Below are 15,728 nucleotides of genomic sequence, written 5' to 3'. Positions count from 1 at the left end.
GATAAACATCACTTACTGGATCACAATTCAGGTCAAAGCGGCAAAATCAGCAGCATTAGATGCTGTTATTCCACTTGCTTACGGATAAACGTCAGAAATCGAGAAATTAAGCTACGTTTGTCCAACTAACTCTATAAAACGTTAAAGACGTAGTCACTGAGATCAGCAAAAAACATCTGCCATGTCAGCACTGACATGGGCAGATGCATTTAGAAACAGACAGCTCTGAAGCTGTGGGGAACTTCGCTCTAGCCGTTCACAGCCGTGTCTGGATACACGACCGCTGCATCGGACAGCAGCGCCGCATTGCAGGCCGCAATATAAGCAATCCCCGCAGCCATCACAATATCATGATGAATGGCTGTGCCGCGGAATTTACTGTCCTTCCACTCCACCATTACAGCAGCCTCTGCCTGGGCATTCCCGCCGCTGCCCAGAGAATGCAGCTCCAGGCCGTCAAAGCGGATATCCTCAGCGATGCCTTGCCCGATGGCGGCAATGATCGCTTCCAGCGGACCGTCTCCGGTACTGGTCTGCGTCGTCTCTGCGCCGCTCTGCAGATGGCGCACCGTCACTGCGGCCACCCGGCGCGGCGCGCTGCCGGCCAGCACCTGCACTTCGCCCAGCTCGTATACCTGGGCGAGCTGCCCGGTGGTGCTGCTGACCATCCGCAGCAGCTCATCATCGCTGACGGCCTTCTGGCGGTCAGCCGTCTCCTTGAAGGATTCGTACAGCGCGTCGAGCTCCGCCGAATCCAGGGCAATTCCATACTTCGCAGCGCGGTCCTTCAGCGCATGTCTGCCGGAATGCTTGCCCAGGATAATCATGCTGCGCGGGATGCCCAGCCGTTCCGGGTCCATAATCTCGTAGGTGCTGCGGTCCTTCAGCAGGCCGTCCTGATGGATACCGGATTCATGCTGGAAGGCGTTGCGGCCGACAACCGGCTTGTTGTAGGCAATCGGGAAATGCATCGCTCCGCTGATCATACGCGAAGTGTCATACAGCTTGTCGAGTACAATTCCTGTCTCGGCACCAATGGAATCGCCGCGCGTCTCCAGAGCCATAACCAACTCCTCCAGCGCACAGTTGCCGGTACGTTCCCCCACTCCGTTCACCGTGACCTCAATCTGCGTTGCGCCGCCTTCAATCGCTGCCAGGCTGTTCGCCACGGCCAGGCCCAGATCATTATGACAATGGGCACTGTAGATGACTTTGTCGCCGCCTCTCGCCCCAAGCCGTACACGCCGGAACATCTCGCCGTATTCCTGCGGCAGCGCATACCCTACGGTGTCGGGCAGATTGATAATCGACGCGCCCTCTTCAATCACGGCTTCGACCATCTCGATCAGATCGTCGATTCCGGTCCGCGCGGCATCCATGGCGGTGAATTCCACCACATCACAGAACTGGCGGGCGTAAGCCGTCATCTCACGCGCGGCAGCCACAACCTCAGGGCGGCTCATGCGCAGCTGATGGCGCAGATGAATGTCGGAGGAGGAGATGAACAGATGAATCCGCCGCCGCTCAGCATCGCGGGTGGCCCGGACAGCAGCATCAATATCCCCTTTGACCGCGCGGGCGAAGCCGCAGATCTCCAGTCCCTGAATTTTGCGGGAGATGGTCTCCACCGCTGCAAAGTCGCCCGGACTGGATACAGGGAAACCCGGTTCCAGCACATCTACACCCAGCTCGGCAAGCTTCGCAGCCAGAATAATCTTCTGTTCGGGCGTAAGACTGGCCCCCGGAGCCTGTTCTCCATCACGCAGCGTGGTGTCAAAGATCTGAATTCGTTTCTTTACCGGAATAATCATCGTTAGTTCCTCCTCATATTGGGTTGATCCTTCAAGGGTCACCATCTAAAAAAACACAAAGACCCGCCGTCTCATATAAGAGACGGCGGGTCACCCCTCCGCGGTACCACTCTTGTTGACGCATAAGGCTCCTGCTTGCAAGCCCAAGCTGCGTCCAGCTCAGCATCATATCCCCATGCTCCGTAACGCGAAGCCCGGGAGATATGAACCGTCCTGTAACGGGGACATCCGTAGCTGCGTACCTGGTGCTCTTTCCGCCGCTCCGCTCACGGGCGAGATTCGCCGGCCTCCGGTGTCTGCGTCGCACCTCCCCGCAGCTCTCTGTTCACCTTGGCCGTCTACTGCTCCCGATCATTGCGTGTCATTCCTATGTGTGCCTGGATAAGCGCACAAAAAAGCCTGTCGTCTCCTTCAAGAGACGACAGGCTGTTAACTGTCGCGGTACCACTCTTGTTGATACCCGGCTTCAGCCACTTGCTTCGGCTGTCCTGCGATACCCACTCCAAGTCCTGCAAGATTCTCCGGAAGTTCTCACTCCGTAATCCCCTGCTTGACCACCCTCTCACGGAGGTTAACCGTAACGGTGTACATAAGGCCACCGGATTAAGGATTACTCCGGTCAGTGCTCCTGTTACAACGAGCTGCCTGCTTCCACCGCTCCGCTCCCGGACGAGTTCAGGTCTCCTTCGACTGCGTCGCACCATACCGCAGCTCTCTTATCCCGGAGTTACCTTACTGCTTCCGATCATTGCGTTTGTTCAAATATAAGTTTCTTGAATTGAACTGATTATAACCGCCTGCTTCTCCCAAAGTCAATAGGCAGTTACCGACCACTTCTCCAGCGAGAAGCCGGGATCGGCGACCATATCCAGCGGAATCCCGCCTTCATGTCTCCATTTCACATATGCCGCGGCACCGATCATCGCCGCATTATCCGTACAATAGACCGGCGGCGGGATGATCAGCTCGATGCCCTCTGCCCCGCAGCGCCGGATCAGGGCTTCACGCAGACCCTTATTCGCCGCTACGCCTCCACAGAGCAGCAGCTGCCCTGCGTTGTACTCGCGGACCGCACGGACCGCCTTCTCCACCAGCACCTCCACTACGGATTCCTGGAACCCTCGGGCGATTCCGGCCACATCCGGCGTAAGTCCCTTCATCTTGCTCTGATTCACCGCGTTCAGCACCGCAGACTTCAGGCCGCTGAAGCTGAAGTCATAGGAGCCCGGCTCCAGCCAGACACGCGGCAGTACAAAGGCCTCCTCCGCTTCATGGGCCAGCCTGTCCACATGCGGGCCTCCCGGGTAAGGAAAGCCGAGGGCACGCGCCACTTTGTCATAGGCTTCCCCAACCGCATCGTCACGGGTGCGCCCGATGATCCGGAACTCGCCCTCCCGCTCCATATGGACCAGCTCCGTATGCCCGCCGGATACTACCAGTGTCATATTGGGATACTTCAATTCCCGGACCAGCCGGTTGGCATAGATATGGCCGGCAATATGATGGGTGCCGATGAGCGGCTTGCCCCAGGCCAGCGCAAGGCTTTTGGCAGCCACTACCCCAACCAGCAGCGCTCCCACGAGTCCCGGACCCTGGGTTACCGCCACTGCCGTCAGCTCCTGCGGATGTATGCCTGCCGTGCTTAAGGCTTCTTCAATCACCAGCGTAATCACCTCGACATGCTTGCGGGAGGCCACTTCAGGCACTACCCCCCCGAATGCGCGGTGGGTCTCGATCTGGCTTGAGATGATATTGGACAACACCTCACAGCCGTCCTTCACGATCGCTACAGAGGTCTCGTCACAGCTCGTCTCAATGGCAAGAATTAATACAGGCTCAAGTAAGCCCGTGTCTGTCTTCATTTCAAGTCCACGCTTCCTTCCGTTACAGCTTGCTCCCCGTAGTCCGGCAGATCCGCCCACATGATGAGCGCATCCTCACGGTTGTCCGAATAATAACCCTTGCGGGTACCGGCCGGCCGGAAGCCTTTTTTGCGATATAAATTCTGGGCCACCTCGTTCGAGACCCGTACTTCAAGTGTGATCGACTGCATCCCGAGATAAGCTGCCGTTCGCATCAGCTCGTCCAGCAGCCGTTCTCCCCATTTGCGCCCCCGGTAAGCCTCCAGCAGAGCGATGTTGGTGACATGAGCCTCATCCACAATGGCCCACATTCCGGCATAGCCGATTAACCGCCCTTCCAGCTCCATCACCATATATTTGGCGAAATGATTATGGTTCAGCTCGTTGCGGAAGGCTTCCTCCGTCCAGGGCATGGTGAAGGCCTCCCGTTCAATCACAAGAATCTCAGGGATATCCTCAAGCCGCATCAGCCGAAAAACAAGGTCAGCCCCCTGAGCCCTTACTGGTTCCGGTTCTATCATCGTGTGTTCAGGCTCCCTTCGCTGCTGCGGCGCAGATTGGCCTCCGCTTCCGACAGCTGCGTATAATTGGGAATCAGCGTGTGCAGATCTCCGCTCTCCGCGTAGATGCCCGCTTCGGCAAGGAAGCCGGTCCAGCGGCCTTCAAGCTCATACGGCAGGGTGCGGACATTGCCCGCTTCCATAAGCGGAGCCAGTGATTCCGCACTTCCATGCAGCGCCGTCTCGCCTACGAACCACAGGCTGCCCGGCATTCTGCCTTCGCCTGCGGCTTCCGTAAGCCGCGTGGCCAGCTCCTGTACCCAGTCCGCCATCAGCCGGATGGCATCCGGCGCCAGCCGCCGGGGAGGCTTGTCCCCGTCTGCCGCGAATACAGCGGTGTAGACCTGTCCCCGCCGGGCGTCAATCAGCGGAATGATCCAGTCGGGTCCTGCCGCCGGGGTCACAGATGGCTGCTCCGTGTGCTGAGCTTCAGGCTGCTGCACAAAAGCCGCATGGTATCCGCCCCAGGCCAGCGCATGAAGGCTGGATACGCCGGTAACCGGGACGCTCCAGGCCCAGGCCAGCGTCTTCGCTGCGGTTACGGCGATCCGCGTTCCGGTGTAGGAGCCCGGGCCGATGCCAACCGAGATTCCGCCGATTCTATCTGCAGTAGTTGCTGAAGCCTGAAGCGCCTGTTCAATGATGGGCAGCAAATGGACAGAGTGGTTCCGCTCCCCGGAAGCATTAATCTCATGCAGCAGCTCCCCGCCTGCCGTCACTGCCACTCCCAGAACAGCCGTCGAGGTATCCAGCGCCAAAAACCGCTTGCGCGGCTCAATATTCGAGTTCGTCATATTTCTTTACCCCACTTCTGGATCAGCGTCCGGCACACTTCGCCGTATGGCTCTCCGATTCCGGTCACCGTAATCTCCCGTTCGTCCGGGCCGGCTGTCTTCAGCTCTATATGGAGATGCCGCGGCGGCATCAGGTCTGCAATAATCCGGCTCCATTCCACCAGGCTCACACCCTGGCCGTAGAAATACTCTTCCAGTCCCAGCTCATCTGCTTCCTGCACCGAAATCCGGTAGACATCCATATGATACAGCGGCAGACGTCCTTCATACTCTTTGATAATTGTAAAAGTAGGGCTGTTCACAATGCCCTCCACGCCGAGATGGCGCGCATATCCTTGCGAGAACGCGGTTTTGCCCGCGCCCAAATCCCCGTCCAGGCCGATCACCATGCCCGCCGATGACGCGTCAGCAATAGCGGCCGCCAGCGCCTCCGTATCCTGAAGGCCGAATGAACGGTACGTGAACACCGTTTCTGTATTATTGTCCAAGACTGCAACGACCACCTTAATTTAAATATCCCTTACCGGTTAACAATATATTTAATTATATCGGTATGATACTTGCACCGCAACAGGCCGCAGGCCGTCCTGGAGTGACCACACAACAAAAAAGCAGGGGTATTCCCGGAATAACGATCCCAGGAGGTTCCCCTGCTCTGTTACCTTAATGTCCCTGCTCCTCCAGCCGTTCTACCCCGACAGTCTGTGTATTAGTCGGCCGGGAGCCTACCTGAACCGTAGCCATGCCGTTATCCGTATCCACATGCTCAATCCAGACCGGCTCTCCGTCAAGATGCACCGCGATCTTGTCTTTGGAGTCGTAAATATCCTTTGCCCGTGTTATATCCATTCTGCTCTTCCCTCCTTATTCATCCTCGTCCTCCGCCGGAAGTTCGCCTATCGTTGCTTCGGCATCCAGCAGCGCTGCAGCTTCATCCAGCCCGGCATCCTCCGGGTCGGCAATAATATTCTCCCACTGGACAGCCTCTGCCGGAATATCCTGCTCTGACAAGGCATCGCTCCAGTGATTCAGCTCTTTGTCCATGGCGCCTCCTTTAACAAGGGCAGACTCTGCCTCTTTCTAAGCGGAACCGCTTTATTTTTTCCCATACTTCTCAATTCATGCATCCGGCTAGAAACAGCCCTGACGCTCCATACTAAGCCATAACACACATCATCAGGAGGCGATTCTCATGCATACTGTTTGGAAAGGAGCCATCAGCTTCGGGCTTGTGCATGTACCGGTCAAAATGTTCTCCGCTACGGAGGACAAAGACATCTCGCTGCGTTATATCCACAAAGAATGCGGCAGCCCGCTGTCCTATGTACGCAAATGTCCTGTCTGTGACAAGGAAGTCACCTGGGAGGAGATCGGCAAGGGGTACGAATATGAGAAAGGGAAGTTCGTCCTGTTCGACAAGGAAGAGCTGGACCAGCTCAGCGAGGAGAGCAGCAAGAGCATCACAATTCTGGATTTCGTGGATTTGACGGAGATCGACCCGATTTATTTCCAGAAAACCTACTACCTCTCTCCAGATCAGGCCGGCGCCAATGCTTACCGTCTGCTGATGGAGGCCATGCGCCAGACCGGAAAGATCGGCATCGCCAAAATCTCCATCCGCTCCAAAAGCAGTCTGGCCGCAATCCGCGTCCTGGCTGACTGCCTCGCGATTGAGACGATCTACTACCCGGACGAGGTCCGTCCGGTATCGCAGGTACCCGGCCTGCCGGAGCCGGGAACGGTCAACGACAAAGAGCTGGATATGGCCAAGCTGCTCATCTCTCAGCTGTCCCAGCCTTTTGAGCCGGCCAAATATACCGATGATTACCGCCAGCGGATGCTTGATCTGATCACGCACAAGATTGCCGGAGAAGAGTTCCATATTGCCCCGGCCCGCCAGGAGAACAATGTCATCGACCTGATGGCGGCCCTCCAGGCCAGTATCGAGGCCGTGCAGCATATCCCTTCCGATCCCGGCCCCTCCAAGGCAGGCAGCGGTGCGAAGCCGCGGACAGCCGCCGGTGCGAAGAAGCGGACAGCCAAGTCCAAAGACACCGGTACAGACGCCGGTACGCCTGCTGCTCCGGTTGCAGATGATGCCACCGGACCTATTCCGGTGATCGCCCCGAAGCCGAAACGCCGGACGGCCAAGAGCAAGGGTACCGGTGCCTAGAAGCCGGACGCTTGGGGCGGCAGGCACCTACCCTTCGTTGAAGCTGCAGCCGCTCACTCCGTTAGAACCTGTGCTGGCATACGGGATTCCTTCCGGGAGCCAGTGGATCGCCCAGATCAAGTGGGACGGAGTACGGATGCTCGCCTATTATGACGGAACCAGCGCTGAGCTGATTAACCGGAGGGGCAACCGGCGCACCCTGCAGTATCCCGAGCTCGCCAGGCCCGAGGCCTACTGCCGGGCCGGCTCTGTCATTCTGGATGGCGAGATTATAGCGCTAAGCGGCGGCAAGCCTTCCTTCCACGAGGTCATGCGGCGCGACAGCCTGAAGAATGAGGCCGCGATTGCGGTAGCAGTGCCCCGGGTTCCGGTGCTGTATATGGTGTTTGATATTCTGTACTGCAACGGCTCATGGCTGCTGGACGAGCCGCTGTCCCGGCGGCAGGAGCTGCTGAAGGAGCACCTGCTGCCCCATCCTCATGTGCAGCAGGTGCCGAGCTATCATGATCCTGCCCAGCTGTTCTCCGCAGCCCGTAAGGGCAGTCTGGAGGGAATTGTCTGCAAGGACCTGAACAGCACCTATGCCCCCGGCGGCAAAGACAGACGCTGGCAGAAGCTCAAAATTATCTCCGATGTCACCGCTGTCGCCGGTGGCGTCACCTTCCGCGACGGCCAGGTCAACGCGCTGCTCTTCGGACTGTATGATGATGCAGGCAAGCTGCATTATATCGGACATGCCGGGGCGGGCAGGATGACCGTCCAGGACTGGCGGACGCTGACCGCACAGATAGAGGGGCTAATTACGGAGCGTATGCCTTTTGCAGAGCTTCCTGAGCGCAGCAAAGGCGCGGTCTGGATTAAGCCGGAGCTGGTGTTCAAGCTGCATTTCCTGGAGTGGAATCCCTCCGGCACCTTCCGCCAGCCGGTGATTCAAGCCCAGGTCGGGCTGCCGCCATTATCCTGCCGGATGGATCAGAAGAGTTAGTCATTAAGCTCAGAAGGAGGAACCGGGTTATGCCGCAGAAGGTTAGAGGCACCATTACCGCAGAGGGACATGAGATTACCATTACGAACCCGGATAAGCCGCTGTGGCCTGAACGCGGCATCACCAAGCAGATTTATCTGCAAAAGCTGGCCGCCCTCTCCCCCTATCTGTTGCGCTATTGCAAAGACAGGCTGCTGACGGTGATCCGTTATCCCCACGGTGTGCCGGGAATGTCCTTTTATCAGAAGAACGCCCCGGAGCCGCTACCGGAATACGTCCATACGGCTGTGCATGAGAATATTACCTATATTGTGCTGCAAGGGCTGCCGGAGCTGCTCTGGCTGGGCAATCTAGCCGCACTGGAATTTCATCCCTCGCTACATTACGCCGGCAGTACACTGCCCTGCGAATGGATGATTGATCTGGACCCTTCGCTTGAAGAGGAGCCGCGTATCATGGAGGCAGCCGCCCTTGTGGGGGAGGTGCTGAAGTCGCTTGGTCTGGAATCCGTTCCGAAGACCTCCGGAGCCACCGGAGTGCAGATTATCGTTCCGGTGGAGCCGGGCGTAACCTTCGATGACCTGCGCCGGATCGGGCATTTCGTAGGCCGTTATGTCACGGAGAAGCGGCCTGATCTTTTCACCCTGGAGCGCCTGAAGAAACACCGCGGGGACAAAATATACTTTGATTACCTGCAGCACTACGGCGGCAAAACACTTGCTGCACCGTATACCCCGCGTGCCAGGCCGCTTGCCACCGTCTCAACGCCCCTCCTGTGGGAGGAAGTGCAACGGGACGTCAAGCCAACAGATTACCACCTGCTGAATATTGAGGACCGTCTGGCCCGGACAGGAGATCTGATCGCAGGGGTTCCTCCCCAGCCTGTCGAAGCAATTATTGCCAAGCTGCCCCCAGGACAGCAATAAGCCCGCAATGCCTTATCAGGCTGCGGGCTTATCCTGGCGTCCAAATCTTGGACGGAAGGTATTCTATATGAGAATACGGCGCAGCATGTCAGAACCGCCGTATTGGTTAATCTGTCGTTCGTAAATATACCTTCCTTCGGAAGCGTTCCAGCTCGGGCTGACTACGCTAATGAATTGCTTTTTTCTTGAATCGGCCGCCCTTAACATCATGGATATTGCCGATTGCGATGAATGCTTCGGTATCCCAATCCTCCACAATAGTCTTAAGCTTAGCTTCTTCCAACCGGGTAATGACTACAAAAATCACTTTCTTGTTATCGCCGGAGAATCCGCCTTCACCATCCAGATAGGTTACTCCGCGTCCCAGACGCTCCGTCAGGGCTTCGCCGATATCGCGGAACTTATCACTGATAATCCATACTGATTTCGACTGATCCAGACCTTCAAGTGTAATATCTATCAGTTTAAAAGCAATGTAATAAGCAATAAGTGAGAACATCGCATTGTTCCACCCGAACACAAAACCAGCGCCGGACAGAATAAACAGGTTGAAGAACATGACGACTTCCCCTACAGAGAACGGAAGCCTCTTGGACACAAGAATGGCTACAATCTCCGTGCCGTCAAGCGATCCGCCATAACGGACAACGAGTCCAACCCCTACGCCGAGGATTACCCCTCCGAATACGGCTGCCAGCAGCGGCTCAACCGTAATAGGATGAACAGGATGGAGCAACTGTGTTCCGATGGACATCACAATTACAGCGAATAGCGTAGATAAGGCAAATGTCTTACCGATCTGCTTATAACCGATAACCAGGAACGGCAGGTTAAGCAGGGTTAACAAAATACCAAGCGGTATATTAAAAATATGGGACAACATAATGGAAATACCGGTGATTCCGCCATCAATCAACTTATTGGGAACAAGAAAAATCTCAAGCGCAACAGACATCATAGCCGCTCCGATGATAATCATCACAATCCGCTGGGCCAGTCTTGCCGTCTTAAAAACTCCGGACTTCTGTGGCTTCTTCTGTTCTTCACTCGTAAAGATATGTTGGCTTACAGTCATAGAACTCCCCCTCTAAATAGTGTATCTAAGAAGTATACGAAAGCAGTGCTGACAGGCGTGCCTTCTCCCCTGTTCTTCTTATATTCACATTATATCATAAAGGAACCTCAAATAACGCATGTAAATTGATATAACCTTCGATAAACGATGATTCAGCCATCTTTTCTCTCATAATAGCGGAGATAAGAGCTGACATAGACTCTCAATCCGTTTGACATTACGGCCGCGCTCCCTGAACTTTATCGGATCAATGTATTCGCTATGCTTCAAATCTCTGCTAAAGTCCTCAGCCAGCTCGGCAATAACCTCCGGCTGGAGCAGCACCGCCGTCAGCTCGAAGTTGGAATAAAAGCTGCGCATATCCAGATTGGCACTGCCGACCGTTGCCAGCAGGCTGTCGATAATCATTACTTTGGCATGCATGAACCCTGCGGTGTAGCGGTAAAATTTCACCCCGGCATCCTGCAGATTCTCCAGGTAAGACAGCGTTGCATAATAGACCAGCCTGTTATCCGGCTTCGCCGGGATGATGATCCTTACGTCCACTCCGCTGAGCACCGCATTCTTAAGCGCCCTGCAAACTGCGGGGTCCGGGATGAAATACGGCGAGGTCATCCAGACGCGCTGCTTCGCTGCACAGATGGACGCGAAGTACATCTCCTGAGTGACATCAATCGCCCCATCCGGGCCGCCGGCTACAATCTGAACCGCCTCCCTGCCGCTGCAGGCATGATCAGGGAAAAACCGCGGATGGCTGAGAACGTCTCCGGTTACCAGCCTCCAGTCCTTAAGAAACACATATTGCAGCTGATATACAGCATCCCCTTCAAGCCGCAGATGCGTATCCCGCCACTCCCCCATCTTCGGGTTTTTGCCCAGATAATCATCCCCGATATTCATTCCTCCGGTGAATCCGGCCAGTCCGTCAACGACGAGGATTTTGCGGTGATTCCGGAAATTGAAGCGGCGGTCCGGCAGCGCAGTCAGCGGAGGCAAGAAAAAATGCACCTGCACCCCCGCATTCCTCAGCGTATTCACGAAGCTCCGGCTCAGCTTATGGCTCCCAAGGCCATCACACAGCAGACGTACTCTCACCCCCTGGCGTGCCTTACGGATCATCAGCTCCTGAAACCGCCTGCCGATCCCATCCTCCCGGAAAATATAAAATTCCATGTGGATATGCTCATGCGCGCCCTCCATCGCCTCCAGCATAGACTTATAAGCCTCCTGCGCGCCGGAGAGCACCTCACACCGGTTATATTGCGTAACGTGGCTCTCTGCCAGTCCGTTCAGCAGATGCAGCAGCTCAGGGCGGTCCACAAACCCGGGATTACCCGTCTCCTCCACATTTTTGACCCTGTGAATTTTACCGGTGATATGGGCGCGGATTTCGCGCAGCAGGGAGACACATCTTGTGCCGAGCTTGCGGCTCTGCCAGTAATCGCGTCCCAGGAAATAATAGAACAGCAGCCCCAGCGGCGGGCAGCAGAATGTTATACATAGCCAGGCGACGGCTCTCTGCGGACGCCGGTATTCCGAACCTAATATGATGGCAAGCTGCACAATAAATAAGCATAATATAACGGCAAATATCCTCATCCTAGGCCTCCTGAAAAATGCATGACTACTACAGGTTTTGCCTTAACTCTCCTTCTTTATTCAAGTAAACCGTTGTCATGTTCACCTTAGTTATGGAATACATAGAGTAGTAGGACGAACCGGATAAGCCCCAGCACCATGAACAGGTTGCAATCAGTCATTCATACCAAGCGGCTGCCCAAGCCGCAGTAAGGAGACGTTATGAAGAGTCAGCCAGGTCATAAAAAGATTAAGCTGCTCGTTATGCGTGAGGCCGGAAGGCCCGTCAGACAGCTGGAGATGTCGAAGTCCTACGCGCTGGCCCTGCCTGCCGCAGCCGCCCTGTCCCTCTCCAGTCTGGTCACCTCCATGCATATTCATGCCTCCCGGTCCATCGCAGAGCTGGAGGCCGAAGCAGCAGCATTATCGCTGACTAATATCCGCATGGAGCTGAAGGTTGCCGATAAGGATCAGGCGCTCCAGCAGCTTCGCGGCCAGGTGACCGAGCTCTCGGAGGAAGCTGAGGACATTAAAGACAAGCTGAAGAGTGTGACGGAGCTGGAGCAGCAGCTTCAATCGCTGATCGACAAGGAGACCGGCTCTCCTGCTGGTGTAGGTGCCGATGCCGGTGACGGAACGTACGACGCCGATACGACATCCTCCGCAGCTTCCGCTTCCGGTAAAGGCAGCCAGCCGTTACTCCCGGCCCCGCCGGAACTCAGCGCCGCAGCCGCAGGAACCTACGGAAGAGTCAGCCGGTTAAGCGCCGGTCCATTCATTCAGGAGCAGCCCGAAGCTGTACCTTCCGCCGGCTCGCCTGCCGCTATTTTTCGGATCAGAGCTGCCGGGAAGGCCCTGCGCAGTACGGTTAATCCGCAGGTTGGCGGTGAATACATCGCCGTCTATGAGGAAGATCCGCAGAAGCTGGTCCAGGAAGCGAAAGACGACTTTGAGGAGATCCACAGCCTGCTGGATGAGATGATCAACAGTATCCCGATCACCATTACACAGGCAGAGAAAGCCAATAAGGTGAAGGCAGAACTTCAGGCGAAGCAAGCACAGGAGAAGCAATCCAGACTAACCCGGGCCGTAATGTGGCCAACCGGCTCGAAGATCATTACCTCCAGCTTCGGGTACCGCTCCGATCCTTTCAAGGGGAGCTCCGCCTATCATTCCGGAATTGACATTGCGGGGAATATCGGAGATGCGGTATACGCGGCATTGGGTGGAGTGGTCATCTCCGCAGAGCAGATGGGGGCCAGAGGCAAATATGTTGTGATCCGTCATGATAACGGACTCGAGACCTGGTACATGCATTTGAATCATATGCTGGTCTCCCCTGGTGACACGGTCAGCAAAGGCGAGCAGATCGGAATGCTGGGCAGCACCGGACGCAGCACCGGTCCCCATCTTCATTTTCAGGTCGTGAAGCAGAACAAGCCGGTGAATCCGCTCAATTATGTGAATCCTTAAGAACAGAAAGGGGAATGCAGGCATGTGGAACAGACGGCAGACTAGCTCATACCCGTCCACCGACTCGCTTATCGGGTATGGAGGCACGCTCGAAGGGAAGGTACATTGCGATACCAACCTGCGGATTGAAGGGAACTTCAGCGGGGAGATTCTGTGCGAAGGCACAGTGACGGTGGGTGAACAAGGCACGGTCCATTCCAGTATCGAGGCGCAGGAGATCATTGTCGCCGGCACGGTCTACGGCAACGTAACGGCCCAGCGGAAGCTGATCCTTACCGGAACCGGACAACTGCACGGCAACATTACAGCCGGCTCCCTGAGCATTACGGAAGGCAGCCTGGTTAACGGGGCTGTGGCTATGACCATGACCGAACAGCCCGCCACTGAGACAGCGGGCGGGCTGCATACGGTCACTCCCAAGAATAAGACAGGCAAACGCAGAGCGGATAAACAGAGCAGTCTGGAAGGCGCATGAGCCGCTTATTTCCAGCCTCCTGTACGCTTGTACCGCCCGGCTGCCTAATTAGGCAGCGACATCTCTTTTACGGAATACAATCCATGATACCGCCATGAGAATAACATAGTACACGGCCAGGACCGCAATGGCGAACCCCAGCGTAGCTCCTCCCGGACCGGTGTCCGTCAGCAGATAGTTGCTCAGATTCATATGGGCAAAGATCAGATAATTCGCCCATTCATACCGTTCCGGGCTGAAGATGGCGATAAAGATATCTTTGGTGAACATGATGGACAGCGACAGTACAATCGCCAGGCCGCTTGAACGGAAGACGCTGGAGATCATGAAGGCAATAGCTGCCGTCAGGAACAGCTCAATATAGCTGCACAGAATCAGCAGGAAGACATATTCCCCCTGACTCCAGCTCATCACATTCCCGCCTAACGGCTCTACTGCCGAGGAAGAGAAGATCAGCGCGGAGCCATACCCGAATCCGATCAGCACCGCTGTACTAATCAGACTGAAGATGACCATGGACAGATATTTCGAGAGCAGAATCTTGGAGCGGCTCCAAGGGCGGATCAGCAGCAGCTTAATCGTTCCCCAGGTGAATTCGCCCGCAACGGAGTCAGCAGCCACCAGAGCTGTGAAGATAGTGTTCAGGAAAAAAGCGATAGCCATTGTGGTCTGAAAGCTGTCCCAAATCCCGGTGACATCATTGCCATTGCTGGTGAAATGAATCAGCGCAGGAAACAGCGCACTTATCAGTGCCAGAATGAACAGCATAATCCATGTCCGCAGACGTCTGAAAATCTTGATATTCTCATTATGTATGAGAGCAGCGAACTCACCCAATGCCTTCACCTCCTGTAATTTCCAAGAATTGATCTTCGAGCGAACGGGACAGCGCCTTGATGCTGTACACTTTAATGCCGCCGGCTACCAGCCTCGCATTCAGCTCGGCAATCTCCTCACGTGCCGCCCCTACCGCCACTCCGCCTTCCTTCAGCACACCTTGGCCGATCAGGGCCAGCGCAGCTTCAGGATTATCCACCTCGAAGAAGGTTTCGCCCACCGGTATCAATACATCACCAACCGTCTTCAGCTGCTTCACATCAATCAGACGGCCGTTCTGGATAATGGCTACACTATCGCACATCAGCTCCATCTCGGATAACAGATGGCTGGAGACAAACACCGTTGTGCCCTCGGTCTGACACAGCTGACGCAGATAATCGCGCAGCTCGCGGATGCCCTGCGGGTCCAGTCCGTTGGTCGGTTCATCCAGAATCAGCAGCTTCGGCCGGTGCAAGAGGGCCTGGGCTACCCCCAGACGCTGGCGCATCCCCAAGGAATAGGTTTTGACCTTGTCATTGATCCGCTGTCCAAGACCGACCAGCTTGACCACTTCATTAATACGCTCTTTGGTTACTCCGGGCACCATGCGGGCATACTGGCGCAGATTCTGGTATCCGGTAAGGAACTTGTACATCTCCGGATTCTCTACGATGGCCCCTACATTGGCTATGGCCTCTTCAAAATGGTCTTTAATACTGCGTCCGCAGATCAGAATATCTCCGCGGCTGATGGAGATAAGTCCTACCATCATGCGGATGGTTGTTGTTTTACCGGCTCCGTTCGGTCCCAGGAATCCGAAGATTTGCCCGGGTGGAATATCGAGTGTCAAGTCGCTGACCAGCGTTTTGGAGCCGATCTTTTTGGTGACCCCCATCAGACTGGCCACCGGCTTTACCACTTCTGCCGTATTCGGCATAACTTCACTTCCTTTCGTCGGTTGGGATGAAACGGGTAGAGATTGTAATTAAAGTGTCCATCGTAACTGCGGGTAATGTTTGGACTTCCGGCCGCTGTTAGGTTTGAATTTCCTGATTAAAACCGCTGGTTGCGGTAGAAATCCAAACCTAAAGGCGGACGCTACCGCTCCTACAGTTCCAAACATCCCCTCCGTTACTTACACTTTATTGTTATATCCAAAACCCGTTTCAACCATTTTTATATTTTACCACAGTTTAC

The 15,728-nt window shown here is 55.6% G+C and carries 16 protein-coding genes and 1 other annotated feature; of the genes, 5 read left to right on the top strand and 11 right to left on the bottom strand.

What is annotated here, in order from left to right:
- Window positions 1-248: 248 nt before the first annotated feature.
- The 7 genes from KDC22_RS05230 to KDC22_RS05200 all read right to left on the bottom strand — a co-directional run bounded on the left by KDC22_RS05230 (window position 249) and on the right by KDC22_RS05200 (window position 6,071).
- Window positions 249-1,811, bottom strand: coding sequence for a 2-isopropylmalate synthase (locus KDC22_RS05230; protein WP_211722285.1), 1,563 nt, complete (start codon window positions 1,809-1,811; stop codon window positions 249-251).
- 75 nt (window positions 1,812-1,886) lie between these two features.
- Window positions 1,887-2,175, bottom strand: a binding site (T-box leader).
- A 448-nt stretch (window positions 2,176-2,623) separates the two neighbouring features.
- Complete coding sequence (tsaD, locus tag KDC22_RS05225; protein ID WP_211722284.1) at window positions 2,624-3,673, bottom strand: tRNA (adenosine(37)-N6)-threonylcarbamoyltransferase complex transferase subunit TsaD; 1,050 nt, start codon at window positions 3,671-3,673, stop codon at window positions 2,624-2,626.
- The gene (gene rimI / locus KDC22_RS05220; protein WP_173136547.1) at window positions 3,670-4,194 is read right to left on the bottom strand and encodes a ribosomal protein S18-alanine N-acetyltransferase; all 525 of its coding nucleotides are present in this window, start codon (window positions 4,192-4,194) and stop codon (window positions 3,670-3,672) included. The genes tsaD and rimI overlap by 4 nt, the downstream gene beginning before the upstream one ends.
- Window positions 4,191-5,027, bottom strand: coding sequence for a tRNA (adenosine(37)-N6)-threonylcarbamoyltransferase complex dimerization subunit type 1 TsaB (gene tsaB, locus KDC22_RS05215; RefSeq protein ID WP_211722283.1), 837 nt, complete (start codon window positions 5,025-5,027; stop codon window positions 4,191-4,193). The genes rimI and tsaB overlap by 4 nt, the downstream gene beginning before the upstream one ends.
- The gene (tsaE, locus tag KDC22_RS05210; protein WP_211722282.1) at window positions 5,024-5,515 is read right to left on the bottom strand and encodes a tRNA (adenosine(37)-N6)-threonylcarbamoyltransferase complex ATPase subunit type 1 TsaE; all 492 of its coding nucleotides are present in this window, start codon (window positions 5,513-5,515) and stop codon (window positions 5,024-5,026) included. The genes tsaB and tsaE overlap by 4 nt, the downstream gene beginning before the upstream one ends.
- Before the next feature lie 175 nt (window positions 5,516-5,690).
- Window positions 5,691-5,876, bottom strand: a complete 186-nt coding sequence (locus KDC22_RS05205) for an H-type small acid-soluble spore protein (protein ID WP_211722281.1) — start codon at window positions 5,874-5,876, stop codon at window positions 5,691-5,693.
- A 15-nt stretch (window positions 5,877-5,891) separates the two neighbouring features.
- Window positions 5,892-6,071, bottom strand: a complete 180-nt coding sequence (locus KDC22_RS05200; RefSeq protein WP_211722280.1) for a hypothetical protein — start codon at window positions 6,069-6,071, stop codon at window positions 5,892-5,894.
- Window positions 6,072-6,219: 148 nt separating this feature from the next.
- Here KDC22_RS05200 and ku point away from each other — a divergent pair, with 148 nt between their 5' ends.
- The 3 genes from ku to ligD are packed head-to-tail and all read left to right on the top strand — an operon-like array spanning window position 6,220 to window position 9,111.
- Window positions 6,220-7,200, top strand: coding sequence for a non-homologous end joining protein Ku (ku, locus tag KDC22_RS05195; RefSeq protein ID WP_211722279.1), 981 nt, complete (start codon window positions 6,220-6,222; stop codon window positions 7,198-7,200).
- A complete protein-coding gene (locus KDC22_RS05190) occupies window positions 7,193-8,185 on the top strand; it encodes an ATP-dependent DNA ligase (protein WP_343221921.1) in 993 nt (330 codons plus the stop codon). Before ku ends, KDC22_RS05190 begins: the two co-directional genes overlap by 8 nt.
- Window positions 8,186-8,214: 29 nt before the next feature.
- Entirely contained in the window at window positions 8,215-9,111 is an 897-nt protein-coding gene (ligD, locus tag KDC22_RS05185) for a non-homologous end-joining DNA ligase (protein WP_211722278.1), read from the top strand.
- Between the two features lie 166 nt (window positions 9,112-9,277).
- Here the strand turns inward: ligD and KDC22_RS05180 are convergent, their stop codons facing one another.
- Together KDC22_RS05180 and cls are read right to left on the bottom strand one after the other, a co-directional pair.
- Complete coding sequence (locus tag KDC22_RS05180; RefSeq protein WP_211722277.1) at window positions 9,278-10,186, bottom strand: YitT family protein; 909 nt, start codon at window positions 10,184-10,186, stop codon at window positions 9,278-9,280.
- A gap of 168 nt (window positions 10,187-10,354) precedes the next feature.
- On the bottom strand, window positions 10,355-11,785 hold the full coding sequence (cls, locus tag KDC22_RS05175; protein ID WP_173136561.1) for a cardiolipin synthase: 1,431 nt from the start codon (window positions 11,783-11,785) through the stop codon (window positions 10,355-10,357).
- A gap of 201 nt (window positions 11,786-11,986) precedes the next feature.
- Between cls and KDC22_RS33725 the strand changes: the two genes are divergently transcribed.
- Window positions 11,987-13,237: a peptidoglycan DD-metalloendopeptidase family protein gene (locus tag KDC22_RS33725; RefSeq protein WP_281424963.1), complete on the top strand. Its 1,251-nt coding sequence runs from the start codon at window positions 11,987-11,989 to the stop codon at window positions 13,235-13,237.
- 22 nt (window positions 13,238-13,259) lie between these two features.
- Window positions 13,260-13,712, top strand: a complete 453-nt coding sequence (locus KDC22_RS05165) for a bactofilin family protein (protein WP_211722276.1) — start codon at window positions 13,260-13,262, stop codon at window positions 13,710-13,712.
- 48 nt (window positions 13,713-13,760) lie between these two features.
- Here KDC22_RS05165 and KDC22_RS05160 read toward each other — a convergent pair whose 3' ends face one another.
- Together KDC22_RS05160 and KDC22_RS05155 are read right to left on the bottom strand one after the other, a co-directional pair.
- Window positions 13,761-14,549 carry an ABC transporter permease gene (locus KDC22_RS05160; protein WP_173136565.1) on the bottom strand — a complete coding sequence of 263 codons (789 nt, stop codon included), beginning with the start codon at window positions 14,547-14,549 and terminating at the stop codon, window positions 13,761-13,763.
- Window positions 14,542-15,468 (bottom strand): ABC transporter ATP-binding protein, encoded by a 927-nt coding sequence (locus KDC22_RS05155; RefSeq protein WP_173136567.1) that lies wholly within the window; start codon window positions 15,466-15,468, stop codon window positions 14,542-14,544. Before KDC22_RS05155 ends, KDC22_RS05160 begins: the two co-directional genes overlap by 8 nt.
- Window positions 15,469-15,728 lie beyond the last annotated feature (260 nt).

The organism is Paenibacillus tritici (assembly GCF_018207515.1).
In the GTDB taxonomy this organism is placed as follows: domain Bacteria; phylum Bacillota; class Bacilli; order Paenibacillales; family Paenibacillaceae; genus Paenibacillus_AQ; species Paenibacillus_AQ tritici.
Note: the sequence above shows the minus strand (reverse complement) of the source record. Positions and strands in the feature narration are given on the sequence as shown.